This is a genomic window from Reyranella sp., from assembly GCF_017305915.1.
Taxonomy (GTDB): domain Bacteria; phylum Pseudomonadota; class Alphaproteobacteria; order Reyranellales; family Reyranellaceae; genus Reyranella.
Genome location: NZ_JAFKJN010000006.1, coordinates 261,422 through 287,501, shown reverse-complemented (window position 1 = coordinate 287,501; position 26,080 = coordinate 261,422). Strand labels below are relative to the sequence as shown.

Sequence of the window (26,080 nt, the reverse complement as noted above, 5' to 3'; positions counted from 1 at the left end):
AGCCTTCAAGCAGCGGCTCATCGCTGCCGGCAAGAAGCCCAAGGTCGCCATCGTCGCCGTCATGCGTAAGCTCATCGTCACCCTCAACGCCATGAGCCGACACAACCTCCCTTGGCAGCCTGCCGGCGCTTAGGCCAAAAGACAGTTGCCGGCGCTTAGGCCAAAAGACAGTTGCTCCCCATTTGAATGGGGAGGAAGGCTTCACGTGCTTCGCCGCTACTGGGTGGCGGTCTTAAGCGCCTTGAGCTGGGCAGCGGCTCTGGCGGCGGTCGCTTCGGCGTCCTTGGCGAAGGTCTGCTGCCCGGTCTCGCTGGCGAAGACGTAGAGATTGCCGTTGGAGATCATCCAGTTGCGCGGGTCCGATTCGCGGCGCACGCCGCGCGACAGGTTCATGGTGCACAGGCCGCCGAACTGCGGCGCGTACTTGTCGGGATTGGCCTTGAACAGATCGCGGTGCTGGGCGCTGGCGAAGCGATAGCGCTGGCCGTCGAACGTGATCTCGTATGCGGCCGTGCCCGGCGTCGGCTTGCCGTCGGTGAAGTAGGCGACCGGATCGTAGCCCTTGAGCGCCAGCGGCAAGGCGTTCTGGCCGAGCGCCGGCATCGCAACGGCGACGGTGGAGAGGACGAAGCCCCGGAGGATCGTACGACGCAACATGATGTTCTCCCGTGCGACGACCGCGAAGACACGCCTCAAATGGGGCGACAACGCGGCGTTCTCGCGCGGCGTGGGCATCCGGAAGGATCAGGTCGGCTTCGACGCATCGGCGTGCTCCAGCATGCGCTCGGCGATCTCGCGCTCGCCCAGCACCACCAGGTTCGCGCCCAGCCGATCGAGATGCTCGACCGCGGCGTCGGAATGGGCGCGTGCCAGGATCTCGAGCAGCGGATTGATCTTGCGCGCCTGCTCCACGACCTGGCCCGCCTCGAAGGGCTCGGGGATGGTGACGAACAGCCGCCGCGCCTCAGGGAGGTTGGCCTGGGCCAGCACCTCGGGATCGGCGGCGTTGCCGGTGAAGACCTCGGCGCCGTCGAGCCGCGCCTTCTCGATGCCGTCCTCGTTGGCCTCGATGACCACCAGTTGCGCGCCGCTGCGGCGGAGCGCGGCGCCGACCAGCGAGCCGACGCGGCCGTAGCCGATCAGGACGTCGTGCCGGGGCTGCTGCGCCGGCGTCGGCTCCGCGACGACCTCCTCGCCTGACGCGAACGGCGTCGCCTCGAGCTGCATCCGCTTCACCAGCAGGGCGAAGAGCAGCGGATTGAGCACGATCGAGATGATGGCGCCGCCCAGCACCAGGTCGCGCGCCAGGGACGGCACCAGCTCGAGCTGGAGGCCGAGCCCGATCAGGATGAAGGAGAACTCGCCGATCTGGGCGCGACCGGCGGCGACGGCCAATGCAGCCGGATTGCCGAGCCTGAAGGCGCGCACGATCGCCCAGGAAATCGCTGCCTTGCCGGCGACGATGATGACCACCGTGGCGGCGAGCGCCAGCGGCGCATCGACGAAGACCTCCGGGTTGAGCAGCATGCCGACCGAGACGAAGAACAGCACGGCGAAGGCGTCGCGCAGCGGCAGCGCCTCCTCGGTCGCCTGTTGGCTGAGCGTGCTCTCGCCCATGACGACGCCGGCGAAGAAGGCGCCGAGGGCGAACGAGACGTCGAACAGCCTGGCGGCGCCGAATGCCACGCCGATCGCAATGGCGTAGACGGCGAGCCGGAACAGCTCGCGCGAGCCGGTGTGCGCGGTGTAGTGCATCAGCCACGGGATGACGCGGCGGCCGACCACCAGCATCACGGTGACGAAGATGCCGACCTTGAGCAGCGTCACCAGGAGCTGGAAGACGACGCGGCTCGCCGGCACGTCGTCGCCGGTCGCCATCGTCGCCGCGGTCGGCAGCAGCACCAGGGTCAGGATCATCACCAGGTCCTCGACCACCAGCCAGCCGACGGCGACGCGGCCGCGCTCGGTCTCGAGCATGTGCCGCTCCTGGAAGGCGCGCACCATGACCACGGTGCTGGCGACCGAGAGGGCGAGGCCGAACACCAGCCCGGCCGTCCACGACCAGCCCAGCAGATGGCCGAGCCCGGCGCCGATCAGGGTGGCGACGACGATCTGGACGATCGCGCCAGGCACGACGATGCGCGCCACCGACATCAGGTCCTTGAGCGAGAAGTGCAGCCCGACGCCGAACATCAGCAGGATGACGCCGATCTCGGCGAGTTCGCCGGCCAGGGCGGAATCGGCATGGAAGCCCGGCGTCGACGGGCTGACCACGACGCCCGCCAGCACGTAACCGGCCAGCGGCTGGATGCGCAGCCGGTGCGCCAGCAGGCCGAAGCCGTAGGCCAGCAGCAGGCCGGCGGCGATGGTGGCGATCAGAGGGGTATGGTGTTCGGGCATCCGAATTGCAGTGTTGACGAACTTTTTCGCTGCTATCGATACTGAAAACAAGGACGGGAGGCGTAATGATCATCAGACGGCGCGACTTTCTTGTGGCGGGGGCTGCGACGCTCGCGCTGCCGGCTCATGCCGACACTTTCCCCTCCAAGCAGATCCGCTGGGTGATTCCCTTCGCGCCGGGTGGGAATTACGACGTCACCTCGCGGCTGGTCGCCGAGCCGATGAGCCGCGACCTCGGCCAGAACGTGCTGATCGACAACAAGCCGGGCGCCGGCGGCGTGGTCGGGCTGGAGGCGGCGGTCAACGCGCCGGCCGACGGCTACACCCTCGTGATGGCGAGCTTCACCGTGGGCTATGTCGCGCCGATCTTCGCCGGCAAGCAGCAGATGCTGCAGGTGCTGGCGCCGGTCGGCATCCTGACCACGGCGCCGACCTTGATCGTGACCCGGGCCGACAGCCGCTTCACCGACATCAAGACCCTGCTGGCCGAGGTCAAGGTCAAGCCGGGCACGGTGACGATCGGTCATTCCGGCAACGGCACGACCAACCACGTCGCCATCCTGCGGCTGCAGCTCGACGAGAACCTCAAGTTCAACATCGTGCCGTACCGCGGCTCTGGGCCGGGCATCAACGACCTGCTGGCCGGCAACATCGACTGCTTCGCCGACCAGCTCACCAGCTCGATGCCGCACATCCAGTCGGGCAAGCTCCGGCCGCTGATGAACTTCGGGTTGGAGTCCATCCCCGACCTGCCCAAGGTGCCGACGCTCAGGGAGGCGGGCTGCGTGCCGTTCGAAGGCGGCACCACGGCGGGCGTGTTCGTGCGGCTGGAGACACCCAAGCCGATCGTCGAGCGGCTGAACAAGGCCGTCGTGTTCGGGCTGAAGGACGAGACCGCCAGCAAGCGGCTGCGCGAGCTCGGCGCCATCGTGCGGCCCTCGACGCCGGAGGAGTTCACCGCCGCGCTAAAGGCCGACGAGGGCAATGTCGCGGAGCTCCTGCAGAAGAACCTGCTGAAGCCGGAATGATTGAATAGGCGATGGGCAGGACCTAAAAAGGACGCGTGGCCGGCCCTTCCATCAACCGCATTCCGCTCTACGCGATCGTCCTGCCAGCGCTTGGATTGTTGACCTGGTTTCTGGTCGGCAAGACGGAATCGGCGCTGCTGGCGATCGTGCTCGCCGTGGTGCTGCTGGGCAACGTCATCTCCGCGGTTCATCACGCTGAAGTCATCGCGCTTCGCATCGGAGAACCTTTCGGCACCCTGGTGCTGGCGCTCGCCGTGACGGTCATCGAGGTCGGCATGATCGTCGTCCTGATGGTGGGCGGCGAGCCCAATCCGGCGCTGATGCGCGATTCGATCCATGCCGTCGTGATGCTGGTGCTGCACGGGCTTGCCGGCCTGTGCATCGTCGTCTGCGCCCTCTACCACCGCGAGCCGGAGTTCCATGTCGCGGGCGCCAATGCCTTCCTCGCGGTGCTGATCCCCATGGCCGTCCTGGTGCTGGTGATGCCGAACTACGTGGCATCGGCGCCGGGCCCCTTCTATTCCAACCTCCAGCTCATCTTCGTTTCGGTCGTCTGCCTGCTGCTTTACGGGGCTTTCCTGTTCGTCCAGACCGGCTGGCATCGCGCCTATTTCCAGCCGGTCGGCGACGACGACACCGTGCCGCTGGAGCGTCCTGCGCCGCGCATCGTCGTGGCCTCTTTCGGCTTGTTGCTGGTGGCCCTGGTCTCCGTCGTGCTGCTGGCCAAGAGCCTGACTCCGGCGCTGGGCGCGGCGCTGGCTGTCGTCCAGGCACCGGTGGCCGTCATCGGCATCGTCATTGCGGCGATCGTGCTGTTGCCGGAATCGGTCGCCGCGGTGCGCGCCGCGGCGCGCAATCGTCTTCAGTCCAGCCTCAACCTCGCGCTGGGCAGCGGAGTCGCCAGCATCGGGCTGACGGTGCCAGCCGTCGCCGTGGTGTCACGCGTCATCGATCAGCCGCTCGAATTGGGCATCTCGTCGAGCAACAGCGTCCTGCTGGCGCTGGGCGTGCTGATCGCCGTCATCACCTACGGCACGGGCCGGACCAATGTCCTGGCGGGCGTCGTGCACCTGGTCCTGCTCGCCGCCTACCTCTTCCTGACCTTCGTTCCCTAGACTAGGCGAGTCCCTTCATCACCGCCCAGAGATCGGCCTTGCGCTCGAAGCCGATGCCGGGCGCGTCGGGCAGGGCGACCCGGCCGTCGACCACCGGGCAGTCGTCGGCGAAGCCGCCGAACGGGGCGAAGACCTGCGGATAAGATTCGTTGCCGCCGCATTGCAGGCCGACGGCGATGTTGAGCGCGAACTGGTGGCCGCCGTGCGGCACACAGCGCCGCGGCGACCAGCCGTTGGCCTTCAGCATGTCGATCGTGCGCAGGTACTCGACCAGGCCGTAAGAGAGCGCCGGATCGAACTGCAGGATGTCGCGGTCGGGCCGCAGGCCGCCGTGGCGAATCAGATTCCGCGCGTCCTGCATGGAAAACAGGTTCTCGCCGGTCGCCAGCGGCTGGCTGTACTCGGTCGCCAGCGCCGCATGCGCGAGATAGTCGAGGGGATCGAGCGGCTCCTCGTACCAGCGCAGGCCGTAGCTCTGGATCGCCTTGCCGAACTCGATCGCCGTCGTGAGGTCGAACTTGCCGTTGACGTCGACCGCCAGCCGGTCGCCCGAGCCCACGATCTTCAGCACCGCCTCGATGCGCTCGAGGTCCTCGGCGAGCGGCACGCCACCCACCTTGATCTTCACGCAGGAGTAGCCCAGGCCGAGATAGTGCTTCATCTCGTCCTGCAGCGCCTCGAGGTCCTTGCCGGGATAGTAGTAGCCGCCGGCGGCGTAGACCCACGCCTTGTCGTCGTACTGGCCGCCGTTGTAGCGGTCGGCCAGCAGCTTCCACAGCGGCACGCGCTTGGCCTTGGCGACGGCGTCCCACAGCGCCATGTCGAGCACGCCGACCGCGACCGAGCGCTCGCCGTGGCCGCCCGGCTTCTCGTTGGCCATCATCGCCTTCCAGCACCTGGCCGGATCGATCAGTCCCTCGCTGTCGAGCAGCGAGTCGGCCTTGGCTTCCGACACGCGCTTGATGAAGCGCTCGTTCAGGAGCCCGTGCTGCGCATAGCGGCCGTTCGAGTTGAACCCGTAGCCGATCACCGGCCTGCCCTCGACCTCGAGGTCGGTGACGACCGCAACGACCGAGGCGGTCATCTGGCTGAAGTCGATATAGGCGTTGGCGATGTTGGAACGGATCGGCGAGACGATGTCGCGGATGGCGACGATGCGCATGGAGACTCCTCGTTACGCGGCGGCCCGCCGCATCTGGCGGCTGAGCAGCCACCAGGCGATGACGGCGTTCAGCACGTTCCAGGCAATACCATTGATGAAGGCGGCTTGATACGAGCCCGTCCGGTCGAACAGCTCGCCGCCCATCCAGCCGCCCAGCGCCATGCCGAGAACGGTCGAGGACACGGTCAGGCCGACCCGGCTCGCCGCCTCGCGCGCCGGGAAGTATTCGCGCACGATGATGGCATAGCTGGGCACGATGCCGCCCTGGAACAGCCCGAACAGCGCCGAAGCGAGATACAGCGACGTGACCGAATCGGCAACGAGGTAGAAGAGCAGCGCCACGCCCTGCAGGGTCGAGCCGATCATCAGGGTCATCGCGCCGCCGACCTTGTCGGCCAGCCAGCCCGAGCCGATGCGGCTCACGATGCCGAAGCCCAGCATCAGCGACAGCATCTCGGCGCCGCGCGCCACGCCGAAACCCTTGTCGGCGCAATAGGCGACGATATGGACCTGCGGCATCGACATGGCGACACAGCACGAGATGCCGGCCACTACCAGCAGCGCCTGCAGGCCGTTGGGCGACAGGCCGAGCGCGGCGAGCGAGCGCCGGGCGACCGCCACGGCGTGCGTCTCGTGGTCGGGCGCCCGCCGCTTCAGCGTCAGGGCGAGCGGGATCATGGTCACGAGGCAGAGCGCTGCGGCCGACAGGTAGGTGGTGCGCCAGCCATGGCCGCTGATCATCGCCTCGACGATCGGCGGCCAGATGGCGCCGGCGATGTAGTTGCCCGACGCCGCGATCGCCACGGCGACGCCGCGCCGCTTCTCGAACCAGTGCGAGATATCGGCGACCAGCGGCGCGAAGGTGGCGGCGGCGCTGAAGCCGATCAGCAGCTGCGCCGCGGCGAACAGCAGCAGCGAGCCGGTGACCGACGCCAGCGCGAAGCCCGCGGCGAGCCCGAACGTGCTCACAATGGTCGCGAAGACGACCCCGTGCCGGTCGACGAGTCGGCCGATGACCACGCCGCCCAGGAAGAAGCCGACCATGTTGGCGGAATAGCCGAACGAGATGTCGGCGCGGCTGATGCCGAGATCGGTCTGCACCACCGGCAGCGCGACCGACAAGGCCCACATGCCGAGGCCGCCCATCGTGCTGAGCGTCACGCTGATCGCCAGCCGTTGCCAGGCATAGGCCGAGTCGACGCCGTCGCGGCGTATCATCATGCCGTGACGCTCATCGGCAGGCGTCGGTTCTGCCGGCTGAGCAGCCGCCACACGATGACGCCGTTCAGCAGGTTGAAGGCGATGCCGTTGATGAAGGCGGCCTGGTAGGAGCCGGTGCGGTCGAACAGCTCGCCGCCCAGCCAGCCGCCGCCGGCCATGCCGATGATGGTGAGCGAGATCGCGATGCCCATGCGCGCGCCCGCCTCCTTGGGCGGGAAGTACTCGCGCACGATCACGCCGTAGGAGGGGATGATGCCGCCCTGGAACAGGCCGAACAGCGCCGACACGACATAGAGCCCGACCAGCCCGTCCGACACGAGGTAGCCCAGCAGCGCCACCGCCTGCGCGGTCGAGCCGAGCAGCAGCGTCTTGAGGCCGCCGATCCGGTCGGCGATCCAGCCCGAGCCCAGGCGGCTCACGATGCCGAACACCGTCATGATCGACAGCATCTCGGCGCCGCGCGCCGTGCCGTAGCCCAGGTCGACGCAGTAGGCGACGATATGGACCTGCGGCATCGACATGGCGACGCAGCAGCCGATGCCGGCGATGCCGAGCCAGATCTGCAGGCGGTTGGGCGTCAGCCCGAGTGCACGCGCCGAATGCGGAGCCACTGCGGCGGCGCCGCCGGCGTGGCCGGGAGAGCGCGGCCTGAGCACCAGGCAGGCCGGCAGCATGCCGACCAGGCAGATCACCGCGACCGTCAGGTAGGTCGTGCGCCAGTCGTAGTGGCGCGCCAGCACCTCGGTGAGCTTGGGCCAGATCGCGCCGCCGAGATAGTTGCCCGAGGCGCAGATCGCCATGGCCAGCGCCCGGCGCTTGGCGAACCAGTGCGAGGTGTCGGCGACAAGCGGGATGAAGGAAGCGGCCGAGCCGGTGCCGATCAGCAGGCCCTGGATCGCCGCGAACACCCACAGGCTGGGCGCCAGGGCCGCGAGCGCATAGCCGCCGGCGATCAGCGCCGTCGCCAGCAGCATCGTGACGAACGCGCCACGCTTGTCGATCAAGCGGCCGAGCAGGATCGATCCGGCGCCGAAGCCGATCATGGTCGTGGTGTAGGCAAACGAGACGTCGGCGCGCGAGGCCGCGAACTCGGCCTGCAGGTTGGGGAAGATCACCACCACGCCCCACATGCCGACCGCGCCGAACGTGCTGAGCGCCACGCTGGCAGCCAGCCGCCACCAGGCGTAACGCGAATCAACGCTGTGCATTTTGATTTAGCCGCCGGCGACGCCCTGGGTGTTGACGTAGAGTGCGTAGAGCGAATGGCTGGCCGCCATGAACAGCCGGTTGCGGTAACGGCCGCCGAAGCAGACGTTGGCGCAGCGCTCGGGCAGGGTGATGTGGCCGATCGGCTTGCCCTCGGGATTGAACACCCGCACGCCGTCGAACTCGTCGCTGCCCATGCCCCAGCCGCACCACAGGTTGCCGTCGGTGTCGACTCGGAAGCCGTCGGGCGAGCCGCCCGGCCCGGCATCGATCAGGATCTTGCCGTTGGTGAGCTTGGTGCCGTTGTCGACCACGTCGTAGACGGTGATGTTGCGATGAGGCTCGGCGCGCGAGGCCACGACATAGAGCTTCTTCTCGTCGGGCGAGAAGGCGAGACCGTTGGGTCCCGGCAGCTCGTCGTTCATCATGCTGAGCTTGCCGGTCGCGGTGTCGAGGCGATAGACGGCCGGCGTGTTCTCGCTCTCGTCCTTGTGGCCCTCGTAATAGCCCAGGATACCGAAGGTCGGATCGGTGAACCACACCGAGTGGTCGGATTTCACCACCACGTCGTTGGGCGAGTTGAGCGGCTTGCCGTTGTACTTGTCGGCCAGCACGGTGATCGAGCCGTCATACTCGGTGCGCACGACGCGGCGGGTGTCGTGCTCGCAGCCGACCAGGCGGCCCTGACGGTCTCGGGTGTGGCCGTTGGCGTTGTTCGACGGCTTGCGGAAGATCGTGACGTTTCCCGTCTCCTCGTCCCAGCGCAGGATGCGGTTGTTGGGGATGTCGCTCCACAGCACGCAGCGATTGTCGCCGAAATAGACGGGGCCCTCTGACCAACGGCAGCCGGTGTGGAGTCGCTCGACCGACGCCAGCGGCAGGCGGTACTTGTTGAACGACGGGTCGAGCACGCGCACCGCGGGATCGGGGTAACGCTCGTTGGGCTGCCACATCTTTCGGTTTCCCCTCTTCAGTCGTCGGGCTTGATGTTACCCGTTCGGATGACCTTACCCCAGACTTCCGAATCGCGCTTGATGAAGGCGACATAGTCGTCATGACTGAGCGTCGCGGGATGCAGGCCGTTGTCGTCGTACTTCTTCCGCGTCGTGTCGTCGGCCATCACCTTGTTCACCGCTTCCGACAAGCGCGTGACGATCGGCGCCGGAATGCCGGGCGGCCCGTCGAGCCCATACCAGTTCCACGCCTCGTAGGCGGGCACCGCCTCACCGAGCGTGGGGACATCGGGCAGCACCGACCAGCGCTCGCCCGACGTCACCGCCATGGCGCGCGCCTTGCCGCCCTTGATGATGCCGAGCGTCGCCGGATCGCCGAAATAGGCATCGACCACACCGGCCGCGAGGTCATTGAGCGCAGGCCCGGTGCCGCGGTAGGGGACGTGGACCATCTTCAGGCCGGACATCTGCGCGAACAGCTCGCCGCCCAGATGCTGGCTGGTGCCGATGCCGCCCGAAGCCCAGCGGATCTCACTCTTCTGGGCCAGCGCCATGAACTCGGGCAGGGTCTTCGCCGGCAAGTCGTTGCGCACCGCCAGGATCAGCGGCATGCGCACCAGCCGCGTGATGTGGCTGAAGGCCATCGGATCGAACGGCAGTTTGTCGCCGCGCAGGTGAGGGCCCGCGCTCATGCTGCTGACGCCGGTGACGGCGAGCGTGTAGCCGTCCGGCGCCGCACGCGACATCGCCTCGACGCCGATCAGCCCGCCGGCGCCGCCCTTGTTCTCGACCACGATGGTCTGGCCAAGCGCCTTGGCGAGCGGCTCCGCCAGCAGGCGCGCCGTCAGGTCGACGCCCCCGCCCGGCGGAAAGGGCACGATCAAGCGGATCGGCCGCTCGGGATACTTGCCCTGGGCGCGCGATTGCGGCACGCCCAGCGCGGCCACTAGCAAACTTCGTCGAAGAACTGTCACGTTGGCGCGGATGCTAAGGCGTTGGACGCTTTGGGGAAACGATGGATCGCGCAGGGTCTGCTATATTTTTAGTTATGAAGACAAGACGAAGAGGCCAAGCCGTCAACGGCAAGGATCGCCCGAGTACCCGGCAGGAGCTGATCGAGGCGGCCGGCCAGGTGTTCGCCGACAAAGGCTACGAGCGGGCGACCGCCAAGGAGATCTGCAAGCGCGCCGGTACCAACACCGCGGCGGTGAACTATCATTTTGGCGGCATCGAGCCGCTGTACGACGCGGCGCTCGAGGAAGCGCGCAAGCGCATCTTCTCGGCACAGGCGATCGCCCGCGCCGTCGAGGGTAAGGACGATCCGCGCGACCGCCTCGAAGCGGCGCTCGGCGTGATCGTGCAGGCGCTGCTCGGAGCCGCCGGGCCGTCCTGGGCGGTGCGGTTGTTCGGGCGGGACCTGATCTCGTGCTCGCCAACCGCGGAGGCGATCAAAGAGAAATTCGCCGTGCCGCGGGCACGCCTCATGCGCCGCCTCGCCAGCCAGTTGATGAAGCTTCCCGAGGACGATCCGGCGCTCGCGACCGCCTGCCTCAGCTTGATGGCGCCGATCTGTACCCTGATCCTCGTCGATCGCCGGATGCTGCAGCGCGCCCTGCCGGCGCTCGACCTCGCGCCGGAGAACAGCCGGGCGTTGGCCGGCCAGCTCGTGCGCTATGCGCTGGCCGGCCTTGCAGCGAGCGCCCATTCGCGCGCGAGGGCCGCTAGGAAATGATCTCCGCAGTTTGAAGGCAATTCTTTGTGAACGATAAAATTCAAATTTGAATTTGACTAGAATGCCGGCCATTCCTAGGTTCGGCGCATGTCCAAGGCCGTCTCGCGATACCACCCGCTGCTGGTCGGGCTGCATTGGGTCCTGGCCGTCCTGATCGTGGCGGCGCTGGCGTTGGGCTCGCTGGTCATGGTGCGGATTCCCAACTCCGATCCGATGAAGCTCGAGGCCCTGCGCAGCCACGTCGCCGGCGGTGGATTCATTCTGCTGCTCATGCTGGTGCGCCTGCTGGTTCGCGCGCGGACCGACCGGCCGGCCGATCCGTCGACCGGCGTTCGCTCGCTCGATCGCCTGGCCTGGCTGTCGCATCGCCTGTTGTACGTGCTGGTGATCGCCCAGGGCGGCAGCGGCCTCGTCCTGGCGCTTCAGGCGCACCTGCCGGCGATCCTCTATGCCGGCCACGGCGCGTTGCCGGCCGATTTCTGGGTCTTTCCTGTCCGCACGGTGCATTACTTGGTGTCGCGCGGCTTGATGACGTTGATCGTGCTGCATGTCGCCGGCGCGCTCTATCACACGTTCGTCCTGCGCGATGGCCTGCTGCGCCGCATGCGGTTCGGCGCGCGCCGTGCGCGCCCTCTCGAAAGCCGCGAGTTCGCAACCCCAGCAGGAGACAAGTCATGAACCTCAAGCAATCGCGCTTGGTCACCGAGGATGTCGAGCGCCTGACCGGCTTCTACGAGATGCTCACGGGGGCCAAGGCCGAGGTCCTGAACGCCGGCTATGTCGAGTTCCAACACAATCCCTGCGCCGGCCTGGCGATCGTGGCGACGACGGTCACGCGCGTATATGGCGCCGACACGCTGGCGGCCGCCGCCAACCGGTCGCTGGTGCTCGATTTCGAGGTCGACGATGTCGATGCCGAGTATGCCCGGTTGAAGCCCAAGGTCGCCGACTGGGTCCAGCCGCCGAAGACGATGCCGTGGGGCACCAAGTCAATCCTGTTCCGCGATCCTGACGGCAATCTCATCAACATGTTCACCGACCCGAGGCAGCCGGCGAACGAGTGACGCCATGCGCGGCAAGACAGTCCTCGTCACCGGCGCCAACAGCGGTCTGGGCTTCGTGACGGCGCGCGAACTGGCGCGCGCCGGCGCGCGCGTACTCATGGTCTGTCGAAACTCCGGGCGCGGCCTCCACGCGCAGGCCGAGGTTGCACGGCAGGCGACGGGGCTCGCCCCCGAGCTGCTGCTGGGCGACATGAGCTCGCAGTCGAGCGTTCGCACGCTGGCGGACGAGGTGCTGCGGCGCGCCGACCGGCTGGACGTACTGGTCAACAATGCCGGAGCAATTTTCGATCGCCGCGAGCTTACGCCGGACGGCATCGAACGGACCTTTGCGACCAACCACGTCGGACCGTTCCTGCTGACCAACCTGCTGCTCGATCTCATTCTGGCGACCGCATGCAGCCGCATCGTCAATGTTGCGGCGGAGAGCTTTCTGTCCCAGCTCGACTTCGACAATCTTCAGGGGGAGAAGCGTTACGGCGCCCTGAGCGCCTACTTTCGATCGAAGCTCGAGAACATCATCTTCACCTTCGACTTGGCGCGGCGCCTGCAGGGCCGGGGCGTGACGGCGAACTGCATGAGCCCCGGGCCGACCCGGACGCGCTTCGGCCACGGCATCCGCGGGCCGGCCCGGCTGATCCCCCTGCTGGTCAAGCCGCTGTTCCCCGGGCCCGATGTCGGCGCGCGGACGATCGTCCATCTTGCGTCGTCGCCGGACGTGGCGGCTCTGTCGGGCTGCTTCTTTCTTAGACAGCGGATCCGACCGACCAAGCCGGTGACCCACGACGCCGGCGTGGCGGACAGGCTCTGGCAAATCTGCGCCAAACTTGCGGGACTGCCTGATGGCGTCGCGCATGGTCATTCGGGGAGCACATGATGAATTCTTCGACGGTTTCGCTGTGGTTGGCGCGGCTTACCATTTTCGCCGTCGCCGTCCTGTTCACGATGATCGGGCTGCGGTTCGTGCTCGATCCAATGCATGCCGCCGCGGGGGCAGGCTTCGTCTTGCAGACCGCGGTGGGCTACACCAACGCCCGCGCCGGGATTGGCGGCTTTCCCCTGAGCCTCGCTGCGATCTTGGCGTTCTCGCTATTCTCGGCCCACCGACTCCTTCCAGCTCTCGGGCTGGTTGCGACGGTCGCGGCTGTCCTGCTCGTGCTTCGGCTCTATGGCGCGCTGCATGACGGCACACTAACCCAGAGCATGCACATCATCGTTCCGGAGCTGGCGATCGCAGCACTCTCCCTCATGGGCGTCCATTTGGAGCGCCGCCGACGACTCAGGGCAATGCGACCTTGCGAAACACCTCGATGAAGCGCTCGACGTCCTGCTCGTCGTTATAGACGTGCGGGCTGATGCGCAGGCGGCCGAGGCGCGGCGCCGCGTGCACGCCCGCCGCGGCGAGTCGCTTGGGCAGGTCTGGCGCCATGCCCTTGGGGAAGCTGACGCACAGGATGTGCGGCGCGCGCACCTTGGGATCGAGCACGCCGACGCCGAGATTGCCGAGGCCATCGGCCAGCTTGCCGGTGAGCATCGAGAGCCGCGCGACGATCGCATCGTTGCCCCAGCCCGCCATCATCTCCATGCCGATCGCTGCCATCTCCATGCTGATGAAATGGTCGCGTTCGCCCATGTCGTAGCGCCGCGCGTCGTCGCGGTAGGACGTGTCGCGGAAATAGATCGTGTCCTCGGCATTCACCGCCTTGCGCGCACCGGCGGTCTGCTCGAGCGGCACGCCGTGCTGATGGCGCTTGGCGACGTACATGAAGGCGCGGCCGTAGGGTCCCAGCACCCACTTGTAGGTCGGGAAGATCAGGAAGTCGGGATCGAGCGTCTTGACGTCGATGTGACGCACGCCCGCGTCGTGCGTGGCGTCGACCAGCAGCGCCGCGCCCTGCTTCTTGAGGACAGCGCGGATGCGCGGAATGTCGAGCGCGCCGCCATCCGACCAGTGCACCGACGAGATCGACGCCAGCGACACCGGTGCGCCACCCGCGCGCTCGATCGCCTCGAGCACGGCCGAGGTCCAGTCGCCGTCCGCCGGCTGCTTCACCGTGTCGACGGTGTAGCCGCCGGCCGCGGCGCGTGCATGCCACTCCAGCACCGGCGAGGTGTGGTCGTTCTCCAGCACGATCACCCGCGTGCCGCGCGGCAGGGTGAGCACCTTGCCCGCGGTTGAGACGCCGTAGCCGACCGAGGAAATGAGCGCCACATCATCGGGCTCGGCACCGATCAGCGCCGCCGCCGCCTTGCGCGTGCGCTCGTACTGCTCGCGCTGGAAGCCGTCCGGCAGTTTCCACGGCTGGCCCTTGCGTCCGACCGCGGCACGGCCGGCCTCCTGCGAGGCCAGCGGCAGCGGGCTCCAGGCTGCAGCATTCATGAAACAGACATCGCGCGGCATGTCGAACAGGGCGCGTTGGGACGGCAGCATGCGAACTCCTTTTCTCGCGAAAGCATAGCACGCGGTCGACGCCAAGTTTTCTGCCGTGCGGCATGAGAAGGACTCTTGGACGATTACCTCGCGTGTAATTGAGAGCCCTCTTGCCCGGGACCATGTTCGCTCCGTCACCTCTTGGAGGAGGGAAAGATGAGCTACCAGTCCCGCGACCGCCTCCTCGGCGCCACCGACCTCTACGTCTCGCCCGCCGACAAGCCGTCCTGGCGCCAGCGCGCCGCCTTCACCCTGGAACTGTGGCGCCAGCGCCGCGACATGCGCCGCTGCCTCGCCCAGATGGATGCGCGCAGTCTGCGCGATGCCGGCATCTCGCCGGCGGCCGCAGCCTACGAGTCCGGCAAGGCCTTCTGGCAGGAAATGGGCCCGCTGCGCTAAAGCGGTTTCCGATGGGAAACGCGCGGACAGGGCGTATTCCGTCCGATCGGACGGAATACGCTCGAGCGTTTCCTGTTGAAACGGTTCGGTAACGCAACTCTCTGGCCCCTTGCGCGTTAGTCAACCGCGCAGCGCGGCGTGGCCGCTCGCGTCCGGACGACCGATTCAACGCGCAAAGGGCCTCGCCGACATGACTCCACCGGAGCTGGACCGGAAAACCGCGCTGTTTCTGGATTTCGACGGCACCCTGGTCGAGATCGCGGCCACTCCGGAATCGGTCGTGGTCCCGCCGTCCCTGCCGTCCCTGCTGTCGCACCTCCATCACCAGCTCGAAGGCGCCGTCGCCATCGTGAGTGGCCGGCCGCTCCGCCAGATCGACCGGCTGCTCATGCCTTTCCGGGCCTCCGCCGCAGGTGAGCATGGCGTCACCGTGCGCTTCGCCGACGGCACCTTGCAGGAGCTGCCGGTCGGCATTGCCGTACCCGACGGCTGGCGGCTGGCGCTCGGCGACGCGGCCGAGCGCTGGCCCGGCGTGCGTATCGAGCCCAAGCCGCACGGCCTCACCGTTCACTATCGTCTGGCGCCTGAGCGCGAATCCGAGGTGTGGGAACTGGCGCGCAGCCTGGTGCCGGCCGACCATCCCTGGTTCCGCCTGATCCCGGCGCGCGAGGCGGTCGAGATCGGCCTGCGCGCGGCGTCGAAGGGCGATGCGGTCGAGCGGCTGATGGAGCATGCGCCGTTCCATGGCCGCCGGCCGATCTTCGTCGGCGACGACTTCACCGACGAGGCCGGCATGTCGATGGCGCGCCGCTTCGGCGGCATGGGCCTGCGCGTCGCCGAGGTGTTCGGCGGCGATCCCGCCAACGTGCGCGCCTGGCTGACCCACGGCATGGAGCGCATGGACGGCCTGCCATCGCAGTCCGCGCCGGCAGGTCCCGCCCCATGAGTACGCTCGAGCTCGGCGTGATCGGCAACTGCGCGATCGCAAGCCTGATCGACCGGCGCGGCCGGCATGTCTGGCACGGCATGGGGCGGCTCGACGGCGATCCGGTGTTCAATGCGCTGCTTGGCGGCACCGACCCGCAGAGCGGCTTCATGGAGGCCATCGTGGCGGGCGGCGGCGAGGGCCGGCAGCGCTACCTGCCCAACACCGCGATCCTCGAGACCACGATCGAGGGCAGCAACGGCACGGCGCGCATCGTCGACTTCGCGCCGCGCTTCCGACGCTTCGGCCGCATGTTCCGGCCGCCGATGCTGGTGCGCCGCATCGAGCCGGTCGCCGGCCGGCCGCGGATCACGATCAGGCTGCGCCCGACTTTCAACTACGGCTCGCTGAAGCCCGCGATCACCAGCGGCAGCAACCATGCGCGCTTCGTCGGCGATGCCGCGGTGCTGCGGCTCACCACCGACGGCTCGATCACCCACATCCTGCACGAGAGCGAGTTCGGGCTCGACCGGCCACTCACCCTGATCGTCGGCGCCGACGAAAGCATCACCGAGAATCCCGATTCGCTCGGCCGCACCTTCCTCGCCGAGACCGAGGCCTACTGGTGGAGCTGGGTGCGCGACCTCAACATTCCGTTCGACTGGCAGGCCGCGGTGATCCGCGCCGCGATCACCCTCAAGATGTGCAGTTTCGAGGATACCGGCGCGGTGCTGGCGGCGCTCACCACCTCGGTCCCGGAAGCGGCCGGCACGCCGCGCACCTGGGACTACCGCTTCTCCTGGCTGCGCGATTCCTTCTACACCGTGACGGCGCTCAACCGGCTGTCGGCGACGCGCACGATGGAGGGCTTCGTGCGCTTCATCGTCAACATCGTCGAGGCCGGCAGCTCGCGCGGCGAGCCCGAGGAGATCGCGCCGCTGTTCCCGATCGCGCCCGGCACCGAGACCGAGGAAAGGCTGATCGATTCGCTGCCGGGCTATCGCGGCTACGGCCCGGTGCGCACCGGCAATGCGGCTGTCATCCAGCGTCAGAACGACACCTACGGCTCGATGGTGATGACGGCGGCGCAGATGTTCTGGGACGAGCGTCTGCCGCGGCACGGCGACGTCGAGCTCTATCGTCAGCTTTGCGTGGTCGGGAACGAAGCCCACAAGGTCGCGTTGACCCCGGATGCGGGCCTCTGGGAATACCGCGAGCGCGAGGAGGTGCACACCTTCTCCGCTGCCATGTGCTGGGCCGCGCAACACCGGCTCGGCATGATCGCCCGGCGCGTCGGCGTCGATTCCGAATCGCGCGAATGGCTGGCGCGGGCCGGCGTGCTGCGCCAGGAGATCCTCAAGCGCTCGACGATGCCCGACGGCTGGCTGTCGGGCGTGCTCGACCGGGAGATGGCGGATGCCTCGAGCCTGGTCCTGCCCGAGATCGGCCTGCTGCCGTCGGACGATCCGCGCTTCCACGCGACCCTGGACGCGATCGAAAAGCGCCTCATGCGGAACGGCTTCCTGATGCGCTACATCGAGGCGGACGACTTCGGCAAGCCGTCCAACGCCTTTCTGCTCTGTACGTTCTGGTACATCGACGCTCTGGCGAGCGTCGGTCGTCGATCTGAAGCGCTTGAACTCTTCAACAACGTGCTCGGGCGGCGCAACCATGTCGGGTTGCTGTCGGAGGACATCGATCCCAGGACCGGCGAGCTGTGGGGCAACTTCCCGCAGACCTACAGCCAGGTCGGGCTGATCCTGTCCGCCATGCGCCTGTCCCGCAGCTGGGAGGAGGGCCTATGGCACGCCTCGTGATCATCTCCAACCGCGTGCCGATCCCCAAGGCGCGCGGCGCCTCGGCGGGCGGCCTGGCAGTTGCGCTGCGCGACCTGCTGACGCCCGGCACGATGTGGTTCGGCTGGAGCGGGCGGCTCGCCTCGGAGCCGGCGCTCGAGCCCGCGATCGTCGAGGCGCGCGGCGTCACCTACGCCACCGTCGATCTCACCTCGGAGGACTACAAGGGCTACTACGTCGGCTTCGCCAACGGCGCGCTGTGGCCGCTGCTGCATTTCCGGCTCGGCCTGATGCAGTTCCGGCGCGAGGAGTACGAGGCCTACCTCGCGGTCAACCGCAGCTTTGCCGCGTCGCTCGGCACCGTGTTGCAGCCCGACGATTCGGTGTGGGCGCACGACTATCACCTGATCCCGTTCGGCCGCATGCTGCGCGAGCAGGGCTTCCACGGCCCGCTGGGCTTCTTCCTGCACATCCCGTTCGCGCCGCCGTCGATGATGGAGGCGCTGCCGGTGGCGCGCGAGCTGATCGCCGACCTCTGCGCCTTCGACCTCGTGGGCTTCCAGACCGAGGAGCACGCGCGCGATTTCCGCGACTGCGCCCAGCGCATGCTGGGCGCCGCGGTGCAGGGGGAGTGGGTGCGGCTCAACGGCCGCTCGATGCGCGCCTTCGCCGATCCGATCGGCATCGATGCCGAGTCGTTCCGCCAGGATGCCGTCCGCTCGGTCAACGACAAGATGGTGCATCGCGTCGTCGGCAGCCTGGCCGGCCGCGCGCTCGCCATCGGCGTCGACCGCATGGACTATTCCAAGGGTCTGCCGCAGCGCTTCGAGGCGCTGGCCCGGCTGCTCGAGAAGCATCAGGAGCACCGCCGCCACATCCACTTCCTGCAGATCTGCCCGCGCTCGCGCGAGGAGGTCGACGAGTACCGCAAGCTGCGGACCGAGCTCGACCGGCTGACCGGCCGGATCAACGGCCGCTTCTCGGATTTCGACTGGACGCCGCTGCGCTATTCGACGCGCACTGCGCCGCGTTCGCAGCTTGCCGGCCTCTATCGCCTGAGCCGCATCGGCGTGGTGACGCCGTTGCGAGACGGCATGAACCTGGTCGCCAAGGAGTTCATCGCCGCCCAACCCGAGGACGATCCGGGCGTGCTGATCCTGTCGAAGTTCGCGGGCGCGGCGCACGAGCTCACCGAGGCGCTGATCGTCAATCCGTTCGATCCGGACGCCATCGCCGATGCCATGCACGTCGCGCTCACCATGCCCGCACCGGAGCGCAAGGATCGGCATGCGGCGCTGGTCGAGAAGGTGTTCCGCACCACCGCCGGCGCCTACTGCAAGAACTTCATCGATGCGTTGAGCCTGGTGAAGGCCCAGGCGGCGCCGCCGCGCGCGGCGGCTTAGCTGACGACATCGAACGCGGCTGGATAGACGACCCGGCCAGCGCACCCCTCGAGCGCGCCGGGACGCAGCGGGAGCGCCATGAACGCGTCGCCGGAAAACGGCGCCCGCAGAGGCCGCGCCGCCGCCGCCGAGAAGCCGAAGCGCGGATAGTAGGCCGGATCGCCGAGCACGATCACGGCAGCCCAGCCGTCGGTGCGCGCGAGGTCGAGGCCTCGGCGGATGAGCGCGCTGCCGATCCCGCGTCGCTGGCGATCGGGCCGGACGGCGACCGGTGCGAGCGCCAGCGCCTTCACGGAGCGGCCGTCCATCGCGACGTCGAGGTCACTGAACAGAACGTGCCCGACGAGGTCGGACGATTCGAGAGCGACGAGGTCGATTGCGACCAGGCCGGCGTCGCGCAACGCGTGCACGAGCTTCGATTCGCCGGTCCCGCCGAAGGCGCTGTCGTTGATCTCGGCGATCGCCGCGTCGTCGGCCGGCGCGCGAGGACGGATCACCACATCGTCTTGGCGGCGCGCCCCGGCCATTCGCGGTCGTAGATGGTGCCGCCGACGCGGTTCTCGCTGAGCGCGGCCAGGATCTGGCCGGCGCTCGGCAGGCTCTTGGGATCGACGTGCCGGCGGGGATCCCACAGCTCCGAGCGGATCAGCGCGCGGCCGCACTGGAAGTAGACCGACTCGACGGCGATCACCGTCACCGAGCGCGGCGCCTTGTCCTCGACGGCGAAGGACTCGAGCAGCTCCGGATCGACGCTGAGATGGGCGCGGCCGTTGACCCTGAGCGTGTTGGTCACGCCGGGGATCAGGAACAGCATCGCGACCTGCGGATTGCGCACGATGTTGCGCAGCGAATCGACCCGGTTGTTGCCGCGCCGGTCGGGCAGCATCAGCGTCTTGTCGTCGTGGATGCGCACGAAGCCCGGCTTGTCGCCGCGCGGCGAGCAGTCCAGGCCCTCCGGCCCCGAGGTCGCCAGCGCTGCGAACGGCGCCGCCTCGATGTAGGCGCGATAGTGCGGCGTCAGCCGGTCGACCTCTTTCACGGTCGCCGCCTCGACCGGCTGGCCGTACAGCGCCTCGAGATCGGCGAGGGTGGTGATCTTCGACATTGTCATTCCCACAGCTTCAATTCGCTTTCCGGCAAAGGCTCGAAGAATTCCGGGCCGACCGACATCTTGCCTTTCAGGCGCCCGAACTGACGCTTAGGTTGAGAGTGATAGGTCGGCATGTGTCGAACTTGGTTTAGGACGCCATGATCTCCGTCAGCAGCTTCATCAGCGCATCGGGGCAGGTGATGTGCGGATTATGGCTGGCGTCGATCTCGTAGTACTTCCAGCCGGGCTCGCTCTTGGCGCGGTCGCCGAACTGGCGGAAGACGTCGCCCGGGCCGTTCTTCCTGGCATAGATGTAATGGCGCGGCGGGAAGGTCGTGTGCGCGAGCTTGATCTTCTGCTCGAAGGTCTTGATCGGCTGCGGCCGGCGTTTCGGCACTGCCCAGGCCGAGTCTTCCGGCGCGGTGTCGGGCGGCATGGGGTTGAGCGGCAGCTTCCAGCCGTCGCCGTCCTTGTCCGCTCCCGCGCGCATGTGGGCCTCGCCCCTGGGGCCCAGCAGGTCGAACAGGCTCTGGCCGTCCTTGGGCGCGAAGGCGTCGATATAGACCACACGGGCAATGCGGTCGGCCATCTTGTCGGCGACGCCGGTCGCCACCATGCCGCCATAGGAATGGCCGAGCAGGGTGACGTCCTTCAGGTCCTCGAATTCCAGCACATTGGCCACGTCATCGATGTGCGTCGTGAGGTCGATGGCGCGATTCGCGAGGTGTGCACGGTCGCCCAGGCCCGTGTAAGTAGGCGAAAAGAACTCATGCCCGGCGGCGCGGAGCAACGGCCGCATCTTCTTCCAGGCCCAGCTCGCCGACCATGCGCCGTGCGCCAAAACGACCGATGACATGCTGCTTTCCTCCGCTGGCGAGCCCCTGGCGCGGGTGCTATTAGGAAGCACTCGCAATGACCACCATTCCCACCATAGCACTGGGCGCCGCCCGTGTGGGTTTTCGCGGCCGCATCACCGCGCTCGACCTGACGCGTGCGCCCTCGGCCGGCCTGGAGCCGCCTGAGCTCGAGCGCCGGCTGCTCGAATTGGGGTTCGTCGAGGGGGCGACGGTCGAGCTGCTGCACCAAGGCCTGTTCGGCGGCGACCCGATCGCCGTCCGGGTGGCCGCAACGACCATCGCCCTGCGCCGCCGCGAGGCCATGGCCGTGGTCGTGACGGACCACCCATGAACGTCGCCGTCGATCTCGCTCCGGTGGTTGCCCTGGTGGGCAACCCCAACTGCGGCAAGACCGCGTTGTACAACGCGCTCACCGGCAGCCGGCAGAAGGTCGCCAACTATCCCGGCGTCACCGTCGAGAAGAAGATGGGCCGGCTCAGCACGCCGGCCGGCCGGCCAGCCGAGGTCGTCGACCTGCCCGGTACTTATTCGCTGCGCGCCCGCTCGCCCGACGAGGAGATCACGCGCGACGTCGTGCTGGGCAAGCTCGCCACCGAGCGCGCGCCCGACCTGATCGTCTGCGTCGCCGATGCCTCCAACCTGCGCCTGGCGCTGCGTCTGGCGCTCGAGCTGAAGCAGGTCGGCCGGCCCGTCCTGATGTCCCTGAACATGATGGACATCGCGAAGAAACGCGGCGTCGAGATCGACATGGGGGTGCTGGCGCGCGAGCTTGGCCTGCCGGTGGTGAGCTCGGTCGCGGTGCGCCGCGGCGGCACTGACGCATTGCTGGCCGCCCTCGACAAGCAGCTCGACGCGCTGCCGGCCGCCGGCGCCGCGAGCTGGCGTGCGCCCGATGCCACGGGCCTGCGCAATGCCCAGCGCGAGGCCGACCGCGTGCTGCGCGCGGCGGTGCGCAATCCCGGCCATCTCGATCCGACGACGGCGCGTGTCGACAAGCTGCTGCTGCATCCGGCGGCGGGGCTCGTCATCCTGCTCGCCATCCTCTTCGTGATGTTCCAGGCGGTGTTCGCTTGGGCCAAGCCCTTGATGAATCTGATCTCCGACGGCTTCACCTGGCTCGGCGCGCTGGTCGGCTCGGCGCCGTTGCCGGAGATCGTCCGCAGCTTCCTGAAAGACGGCGTGATCGCGGGCGTGGGCAGCGTCATCGTCTTCCTGCCGCAGATCGTCATCCTGTTCTTCTTCATCCTGGTGCTGGAGGACCTGGGCTACATGGCCCGCGCGGCCTTCCTGATGGACAGGATCATGGGCGGCGCGGGCCTGCACGGCCGTGCCTTCATCCCGCTGCTGTCGTCCTTCGCCTGCGCCATCCCGGGCATCATGGCGACCCGCGTGATCGACGACCGGCGCGACCGGCTGACGACGATCCTGGTGGCGCCGCTGATGACCTGCTCGGCGCGCATCCCGGTCTACACCCTGATCATCTCGGCCTTCATTCCCGACCGCGAGGTCTGGGGCTTCGTCGGCCTGCAGGGGCTGGTGATGTTCGGCCTCTACGCCGCCGGCATCACCGCGGCGCTCGCCGTCTCCTTCGTCGCCAAGCGCTTGTTCTGGCGCACGAGCGCGGGCGAGCCGTTCATGCTCGAGATGCCCGACTACAAGATCCCGCAGCTCAAGAGCCTGGTGTTCGGCGTCGCCCAGCGCGCCTCGGCGTTCCTCAGGCGCGCCGGCACCACCATCCTGTCGATGATGATCCTGATCTGGGCGCTGGCCTCGTTCCCGCAGGCCCCCGAGGGTGCCACCGATCCGGCCATCGACTACAGCTTCGCCGCCAAGATCGGCCATGCGATCGGGCCGATCACGCAACCGCTGGGCTTCAACTGGCAGATCAACGTCGCGCTGATCCCCGGCATGGCGGCCCGCGAGGTCGCGGTCGGCGCCCTGGGCACGCTCTATGCGGTCGATGGCGGCGAGGAGGCGACCGAGAAGATCGGCCAGATCCTCAAGGGCCAGTGGCCGCTGGCGACCGCGCTGGCGCTGCTTGCCTGGTACGTTTTCGCCCCGCAGTGCGCCTCGACGCTGGCGGTGATCCGCCGCGAGACCGGCGGCTGGGGATGGATGGCCGTCACGTTCGTATACATGCTGGGGCTCGCCTACATCGCGGCGTTGCTGACCAACCAGATCGCCCGCGCGGCAGGCGCGGGATAGTCGACACTACGCGGCCAGCCGTCGCCAGCCAGCGTTCCGGGCAAGTGGGAGGCCGATGGCCGCGCGTTACTGGCTGCAACAGCTACATCTCTGGATCGGCCTGATCCTGATGCTTCCGCTGGTGATGATGGGCGTCACCGGCGCCGTCCTGGTCTATGCCCACGACATCGAGCACCTGGTGGGCCAGGGCGAGCCCACGGTGAAAACCATCGGCGACTGGCAGTCGCCCAGCGCCCTGATCGAGGCGGCCAAGGCCGCGAGCAAGGAGCCCGGCCGCATCCCGATCGCCGTGCGCTGGCCGATCGAGGTCGGCGAGCCGGCGGCGGTGCGCCTGTCGCGGCCCGGCATGGCGACCGAGCGGCCGCAGTTCGGCGGCGAAGGCCGTCGAGAGGGCGGCCAGCAGCAACAGCAGGGCGGCCAACAGCCGGCACAGGGTCGCGTGCCCACCCAGAGCCCGTTCGCCGGCAGCCAGCAGTTGCTGTTCGATCCGGTGTCGCTCGAGCTGCTGCAGACGCAGCAGACGATGACCGGCTGGGTCCGCTTCTTCCACGACCTGCACGGCCATCTGTTCATCGTCGGCGGGCTGGGCCGCGAGATCGTCGGCTGGCTGGGTGTGGCGCTGCTCGTGCTCGGCTGCTCGGGCCTGTACTTGTGGTGGCCGCGCGCCGGCCAGTGGAAGGCAGCCTTCACGGTGCGCCGCAAGGCGCGCGGCGTACGCCTCAATCGCGAGCTGCACGGCGCGGTCGGCATCTGGAGCCTCGTGCTGTTCATGCTGGTGAACTTCACCGGCGTCTATCTCGCCTTCCCGCAGCAGATTGCGGCGGCGGTCAACACGGTCTGGCCGGGCCGCGACATGCGCGCCGCCCAGTTCCAGGCGCGGGTCGAGCCGATGCGCGGCGCGACCGCGATCGGCCTCGACGACGCGCTGGCGCTGGCCAAGGCGCGCGTGCCGGATGCGCGCTTCCTCAACGCCTTCCTGCCGACGCGGCCCGACCAGGCGCTGCGCATCGGCATGATCCGCACCGGCCACGGCGAGGGCGCGCCGACGATCACCGTGATCATCGATCCGTGGCGCAAGACCATCGTCGACGTTTTCGACCCGAAGACGCTCTCTACTGGCGAAACGATCATCGCTTGGCAGCGCGCGCTGCATTACGGCCAGGGTCTGGGCAGCGTTTACAAGTTCCTGGTCTTCGTCGTCGGCCTGGTCATCCCGCTGTTCGCCGTCACCGGCTTCCTGATGTGGTGGCTGAAGCGGCGCAACCGGCGCGCCGGCGAACGGGCGAAGGCGGCGATCATCGCCGCCGGTCAGTCGGCTGACTAACGCAGGTCGTAGAGCTGGATCGGCCGGCGGCCTTCGGCCGACACCGCGCGCCATTCCGACTCGTCGACCAGCTTGCCGTTGGTGCGCACCCAGCGCGTGAGGTCGGTCTGCCGGGCGCGTGCCGTCAGGAGCACATAACGGACCTCGCCGCGCTTCACCGTGTCGGCGAACGCCTCGACCGTGAGGATCGGCTCGTTGCCGAAGAAGCCGCCGACCGCCATCGCCGGCTGCCCGGTGCGCACAATCAGCGGCGCGACCAGGCCGGTGGTCGGCGCTGCCACGATGAAGCGGGCGTTGCCGCGGTTGGCGAGCAGGAACTGCTCGAGTTTCGGATCGTCGCTGAGCGACGGATAGTGCCGCGACAGGAGCGGGCCGCGGCCGTCGTCCATCCCGAGCCAGCGCGGCAGGCTGGCCGACGGCAGCACGAGGCTGCCCGGCGAGAAGATCGCGCTCAGCGCCCACGCGGCCGGCAGCGCCAGCAACGCGATGCCGCCGATCACGGCCGGCGGACGTTTGTCGCGCGACACGGCGGCGATGCCGGCGGCCAGCGCGACGACCGGGAAGCCGAGCCAGGCCGTGGTCCAGCCGAGCGATGCGCCGGCGAGGTAAACCTGCCACGCCGCGCAAAGGCCGAGCCCGATCGCCAGTCCCGCCGGCCCGCGTCGCCATAGCCGCACGGCGCCGATGCCGGCCAACGCGGCGACCGGTGGCGTCAGCGCCGACAGGTAATAGATATGGAAGATGCCGCCGGCGGCGCTGAACACGACACCGTAGGCGATCAGCCACACGCCCCACAGCGCCAGCTCGGGATGGATGCCGTCGCGACGGCGCACGAAGAACAGCCCGACCAGGGTGAGCGGCAGCAGCCAGCCGAACTGTGCGGCCAGGCGCGGCGTGGCGAGCCGCGACGGTCCGGTCGGCACGTCGTCGTAGGCCTGGAAGGCCTGGGCCGCCTCGGGTGGCCGCGGCTGCTCGGGCCGCAGCCGCACGAAGCGTTCGAGGCCGTTATGCACGACCACCAGCTCGAGCATGGAATTGCCCTCGGTGCTGCCGGCGTAGGGCCGGCGGTCCTTGGGCGTGAGATCGAAGGCGACCGGCCAGGATAGCGACACTACGGCGAGCGTTACCCCGGCGCCCGCCATCCAGCCGAGCCGGCGGCGCCAGTCGAGCGGGCTCGAGAGCCACCAGCCGGCGAGCAGGGCCGGGCCGCAGACCAGCGCGGCCAGCATCTTCACATTGAAGGCCGCACCCAGCAGCGCCATCGCCACCACCAGCGATCCGCCGCGGCCGCGCAAGGCCGACCAGGCCGCCAGCAGCAGGAAGAACACCAGCCACGAATCGGTGTTGTTGGAGCGGTCGACCGCCACCGCGACCGGCATCACCGCCATCGCCAGCGCGGCGATGATCGCCGCGGCGCGGCCGAAGGGTTGACGCACCAGCCGATACAGCAGCGCGACCGATGCAATGCCCGCCAAGGCCTGCGGCAGGTGGATCGTCCAGCCGCTGAAGCCCAGAACCTTGGCGAACAGCGCCTGGATCCAGAAGGCGACCGGCGGCTTGTCGAGCGAGATGAAACCCGCCGGGTCGAACGAATTGTAGAAGAGGAGGGAGAAGCCCTGCAGGGCACTGCGCACGCCGGCGGCGTAGTACTCGGTGCCGAAGCCGTTGGCCTCCAGCCGCCACAGCCGCAGCGCAGTGGCCAGCACCAGGACTGCGCCCAGGCTGGCGATCTCGAGCCGCTTGCGTTCACTCATGGCCATCGGTCGTCCGAG

The 26,080-nt window shown here is 68.3% G+C and carries 26 protein-coding genes and 1 pseudogene; 15 read left to right on the top strand and 12 right to left on the bottom strand.

Annotated features, from left to right (window positions below; translation table 11 throughout):
- Positions 1-133: pseudogene (locus tag J0J01_RS03490) on the top strand (IS110 family transposase); the annotation flags it as partial.
- A gap of 83 nt (positions 134-216) precedes the next feature.
- Here the strand turns inward: J0J01_RS03490 and J0J01_RS03485 are convergent.
- On the bottom strand, positions 217-657 hold the full coding sequence (locus J0J01_RS03485) for a YHS domain-containing (seleno)protein (protein WP_296378789.1): 441 nt from the start codon (positions 655-657) through the stop codon (positions 217-219).
- Positions 658-744: 87 nt separating this feature from the next.
- Positions 745-2,400 (bottom strand): YbaL family putative K(+) efflux transporter, encoded by a 1,656-nt coding sequence (gene ybaL / locus J0J01_RS03480; protein WP_296378788.1) that lies wholly within the window; start codon positions 2,398-2,400, stop codon positions 745-747.
- A gap of 65 nt (positions 2,401-2,465) precedes the next feature.
- On the opposite strand from ybaL, the gene J0J01_RS03475 reads away from it, so the two are divergent.
- Complete coding sequence (locus J0J01_RS03475) at positions 2,466-3,428, top strand: tripartite tricarboxylate transporter substrate binding protein (RefSeq protein ID WP_296378787.1); 963 nt, start codon at positions 2,466-2,468, stop codon at positions 3,426-3,428.
- 35 nt (positions 3,429-3,463) lie between these two features.
- Positions 3,464-4,543: an ionic transporter y4hA gene (locus tag J0J01_RS03470; protein WP_296378786.1), complete on the top strand. Its 1,080-nt coding sequence runs from the start codon at positions 3,464-3,466 to the stop codon at positions 4,541-4,543.
- Between the two features lies 1 nt (position 4,544).
- Here the strand turns inward: J0J01_RS03470 and J0J01_RS03465 are convergent, their stop codons facing one another.
- Genes J0J01_RS03465 through J0J01_RS03445 form a run of 5 tightly spaced genes read right to left on the bottom strand, consistent with a single transcriptional unit; the run spans position 4,545 to position 10,032 of the window.
- Complete coding sequence (locus tag J0J01_RS03465) at positions 4,545-5,705, bottom strand: mandelate racemase/muconate lactonizing enzyme family protein (RefSeq protein ID WP_296378785.1); 1,161 nt, start codon at positions 5,703-5,705, stop codon at positions 4,545-4,547.
- 12 nt (positions 5,706-5,717) lie between these two features.
- The gene (locus J0J01_RS03460; RefSeq protein WP_296378784.1) at positions 5,718-6,926 is read right to left on the bottom strand and encodes an MFS transporter; all 1,209 of its coding nucleotides are present in this window, start codon (positions 6,924-6,926) and stop codon (positions 5,718-5,720) included.
- Positions 6,923-8,134: an MFS transporter gene (locus tag J0J01_RS03455; protein ID WP_296378783.1), complete on the bottom strand. Its 1,212-nt coding sequence runs from the start codon at positions 8,132-8,134 to the stop codon at positions 6,923-6,925. Before J0J01_RS03455 ends, J0J01_RS03460 begins: the two co-directional genes overlap by 4 nt.
- Positions 8,135-8,140: 6 nt before the next feature.
- On the bottom strand, positions 8,141-9,085 hold the full coding sequence (locus J0J01_RS03450) for an SMP-30/gluconolactonase/LRE family protein (protein WP_296378782.1): 945 nt from the start codon (positions 9,083-9,085) through the stop codon (positions 8,141-8,143).
- A 17-nt stretch (positions 9,086-9,102) separates the two neighbouring features.
- Positions 9,103-10,032 (bottom strand): tripartite tricarboxylate transporter substrate binding protein, encoded by a 930-nt coding sequence (locus tag J0J01_RS03445; RefSeq protein WP_296378780.1) that lies wholly within the window; start codon positions 10,030-10,032, stop codon positions 9,103-9,105.
- A 101-nt stretch (positions 10,033-10,133) separates the two neighbouring features.
- Between J0J01_RS03445 and J0J01_RS03440 the strand changes: the two genes are divergently transcribed.
- The 5 genes from J0J01_RS03440 (at position 10,134) to J0J01_RS03420 (ending at position 13,192) form a co-directional block, all read left to right on the top strand.
- Complete coding sequence (locus J0J01_RS03440) at positions 10,134-10,817, top strand: TetR/AcrR family transcriptional regulator (protein WP_296378779.1); 684 nt, start codon at positions 10,134-10,136, stop codon at positions 10,815-10,817.
- A gap of 87 nt (positions 10,818-10,904) precedes the next feature.
- Positions 10,905-11,495 carry a cytochrome b/b6 domain-containing protein gene (locus J0J01_RS03435; protein WP_296378778.1) on the top strand — a complete coding sequence of 197 codons (591 nt, stop codon included), beginning with the start codon at positions 10,905-10,907 and terminating at the stop codon, positions 11,493-11,495.
- Positions 11,492-11,881, top strand: coding sequence for a VOC family protein (locus tag J0J01_RS03430; RefSeq protein ID WP_296378777.1), 390 nt, complete (start codon positions 11,492-11,494; stop codon positions 11,879-11,881). The genes J0J01_RS03435 and J0J01_RS03430 overlap by 4 nt, the downstream gene beginning before the upstream one ends.
- Positions 11,882-11,885: 4 nt before the next feature.
- Complete coding sequence (locus J0J01_RS03425; protein WP_296378776.1) at positions 11,886-12,755, top strand: SDR family NAD(P)-dependent oxidoreductase; 870 nt, start codon at positions 11,886-11,888, stop codon at positions 12,753-12,755.
- Positions 12,752-13,192 (top strand): DUF4345 family protein, encoded by a 441-nt coding sequence (locus J0J01_RS03420; RefSeq protein ID WP_296378775.1) that lies wholly within the window; start codon positions 12,752-12,754, stop codon positions 13,190-13,192. The genes J0J01_RS03425 and J0J01_RS03420 overlap by 4 nt, the downstream gene beginning before the upstream one ends.
- Here the strand turns inward: J0J01_RS03420 and J0J01_RS03415 are convergent.
- Positions 13,158-14,309 (bottom strand): aminotransferase class V-fold PLP-dependent enzyme, encoded by a 1,152-nt coding sequence (locus tag J0J01_RS03415; RefSeq protein WP_296378774.1) that lies wholly within the window; start codon positions 14,307-14,309, stop codon positions 13,158-13,160. The genes J0J01_RS03420 and J0J01_RS03415 overlap by 35 nt on opposite strands.
- A gap of 156 nt (positions 14,310-14,465) precedes the next feature.
- Between J0J01_RS03415 and J0J01_RS03410 the strand changes: the two genes are divergently transcribed.
- The 4 genes from J0J01_RS03410 (at position 14,466) to J0J01_RS03395 (ending at position 18,832) form a co-directional block, all read left to right on the top strand.
- Positions 14,466-14,708 carry a DUF1127 domain-containing protein gene (locus tag J0J01_RS03410; RefSeq protein WP_296378773.1) on the top strand — a complete coding sequence of 81 codons (243 nt, stop codon included), beginning with the start codon at positions 14,466-14,468 and terminating at the stop codon, positions 14,706-14,708.
- Between the two features lie 190 nt (positions 14,709-14,898).
- Positions 14,899-15,654: a trehalose-phosphatase gene (otsB, locus tag J0J01_RS03405; protein WP_296378772.1), complete on the top strand. Its 756-nt coding sequence runs from the start codon at positions 14,899-14,901 to the stop codon at positions 15,652-15,654.
- On the top strand, positions 15,651-17,450 hold the full coding sequence (locus J0J01_RS03400; RefSeq protein ID WP_296378771.1) for a glycoside hydrolase family 15 protein: 1,800 nt from the start codon (positions 15,651-15,653) through the stop codon (positions 17,448-17,450). The genes otsB and J0J01_RS03400 overlap by 4 nt, the downstream gene beginning before the upstream one ends.
- Complete coding sequence (locus J0J01_RS03395; RefSeq protein WP_296378770.1) at positions 17,435-18,832, top strand: trehalose-6-phosphate synthase; 1,398 nt, start codon at positions 17,435-17,437, stop codon at positions 18,830-18,832. The genes J0J01_RS03400 and J0J01_RS03395 overlap by 16 nt, the downstream gene beginning before the upstream one ends.
- Here the strand turns inward: J0J01_RS03395 and J0J01_RS03390 are convergent.
- The 3 genes from J0J01_RS03390 to J0J01_RS03380 form a co-directional block, all read right to left on the bottom strand.
- Positions 18,829-19,359, bottom strand: coding sequence for an N-acetyltransferase (locus tag J0J01_RS03390; protein ID WP_296378769.1), 531 nt, complete (start codon positions 19,357-19,359; stop codon positions 18,829-18,831). The genes J0J01_RS03395 and J0J01_RS03390 overlap by 4 nt on opposite strands.
- Positions 19,326-19,937 carry a pyridoxamine 5'-phosphate oxidase family protein gene (locus J0J01_RS03385; protein WP_296378768.1) on the bottom strand — a complete coding sequence of 204 codons (612 nt, stop codon included), beginning with the start codon at positions 19,935-19,937 and terminating at the stop codon, positions 19,326-19,328. The genes J0J01_RS03390 and J0J01_RS03385 overlap by 34 nt, the downstream gene beginning before the upstream one ends.
- A 133-nt stretch (positions 19,938-20,070) precedes the next feature.
- Complete coding sequence (locus J0J01_RS03380) at positions 20,071-20,778, bottom strand: alpha/beta hydrolase (protein ID WP_296378767.1); 708 nt, start codon at positions 20,776-20,778, stop codon at positions 20,071-20,073.
- Between the two features lie 56 nt (positions 20,779-20,834).
- Here J0J01_RS03380 and J0J01_RS03375 point away from each other — a divergent pair, with 56 nt between their 5' ends.
- The 3 genes from J0J01_RS03375 to J0J01_RS03365 are packed head-to-tail and all read left to right on the top strand — an operon-like array spanning position 20,835 to position 24,308.
- Positions 20,835-21,110 (top strand): FeoA family protein, encoded by a 276-nt coding sequence (locus J0J01_RS03375; protein WP_296378766.1) that lies wholly within the window; start codon positions 20,835-20,837, stop codon positions 21,108-21,110.
- Positions 21,107-22,984 carry a ferrous iron transporter B gene (locus J0J01_RS03370; protein WP_296378765.1) on the top strand — a complete coding sequence of 626 codons (1,878 nt, stop codon included), beginning with the start codon at positions 21,107-21,109 and terminating at the stop codon, positions 22,982-22,984. Before J0J01_RS03375 ends, J0J01_RS03370 begins: the two co-directional genes overlap by 4 nt.
- 55 nt (positions 22,985-23,039) lie before the next feature.
- The gene (locus J0J01_RS03365) at positions 23,040-24,308 is read left to right on the top strand and encodes a PepSY-associated TM helix domain-containing protein (RefSeq protein ID WP_296378764.1); all 1,269 of its coding nucleotides are present in this window, start codon (positions 23,040-23,042) and stop codon (positions 24,306-24,308) included.
- On the opposite strand, the gene J0J01_RS03360 is transcribed toward J0J01_RS03365, so the two are convergent.
- On the bottom strand, positions 24,305-26,062 hold the full coding sequence (locus tag J0J01_RS03360; RefSeq protein ID WP_296378763.1) for a glycosyltransferase family 39 protein: 1,758 nt from the start codon (positions 26,060-26,062) through the stop codon (positions 24,305-24,307). The genes J0J01_RS03365 and J0J01_RS03360 overlap by 4 nt on opposite strands.
- Positions 26,063-26,080: the final 18 nt, after the last annotated feature.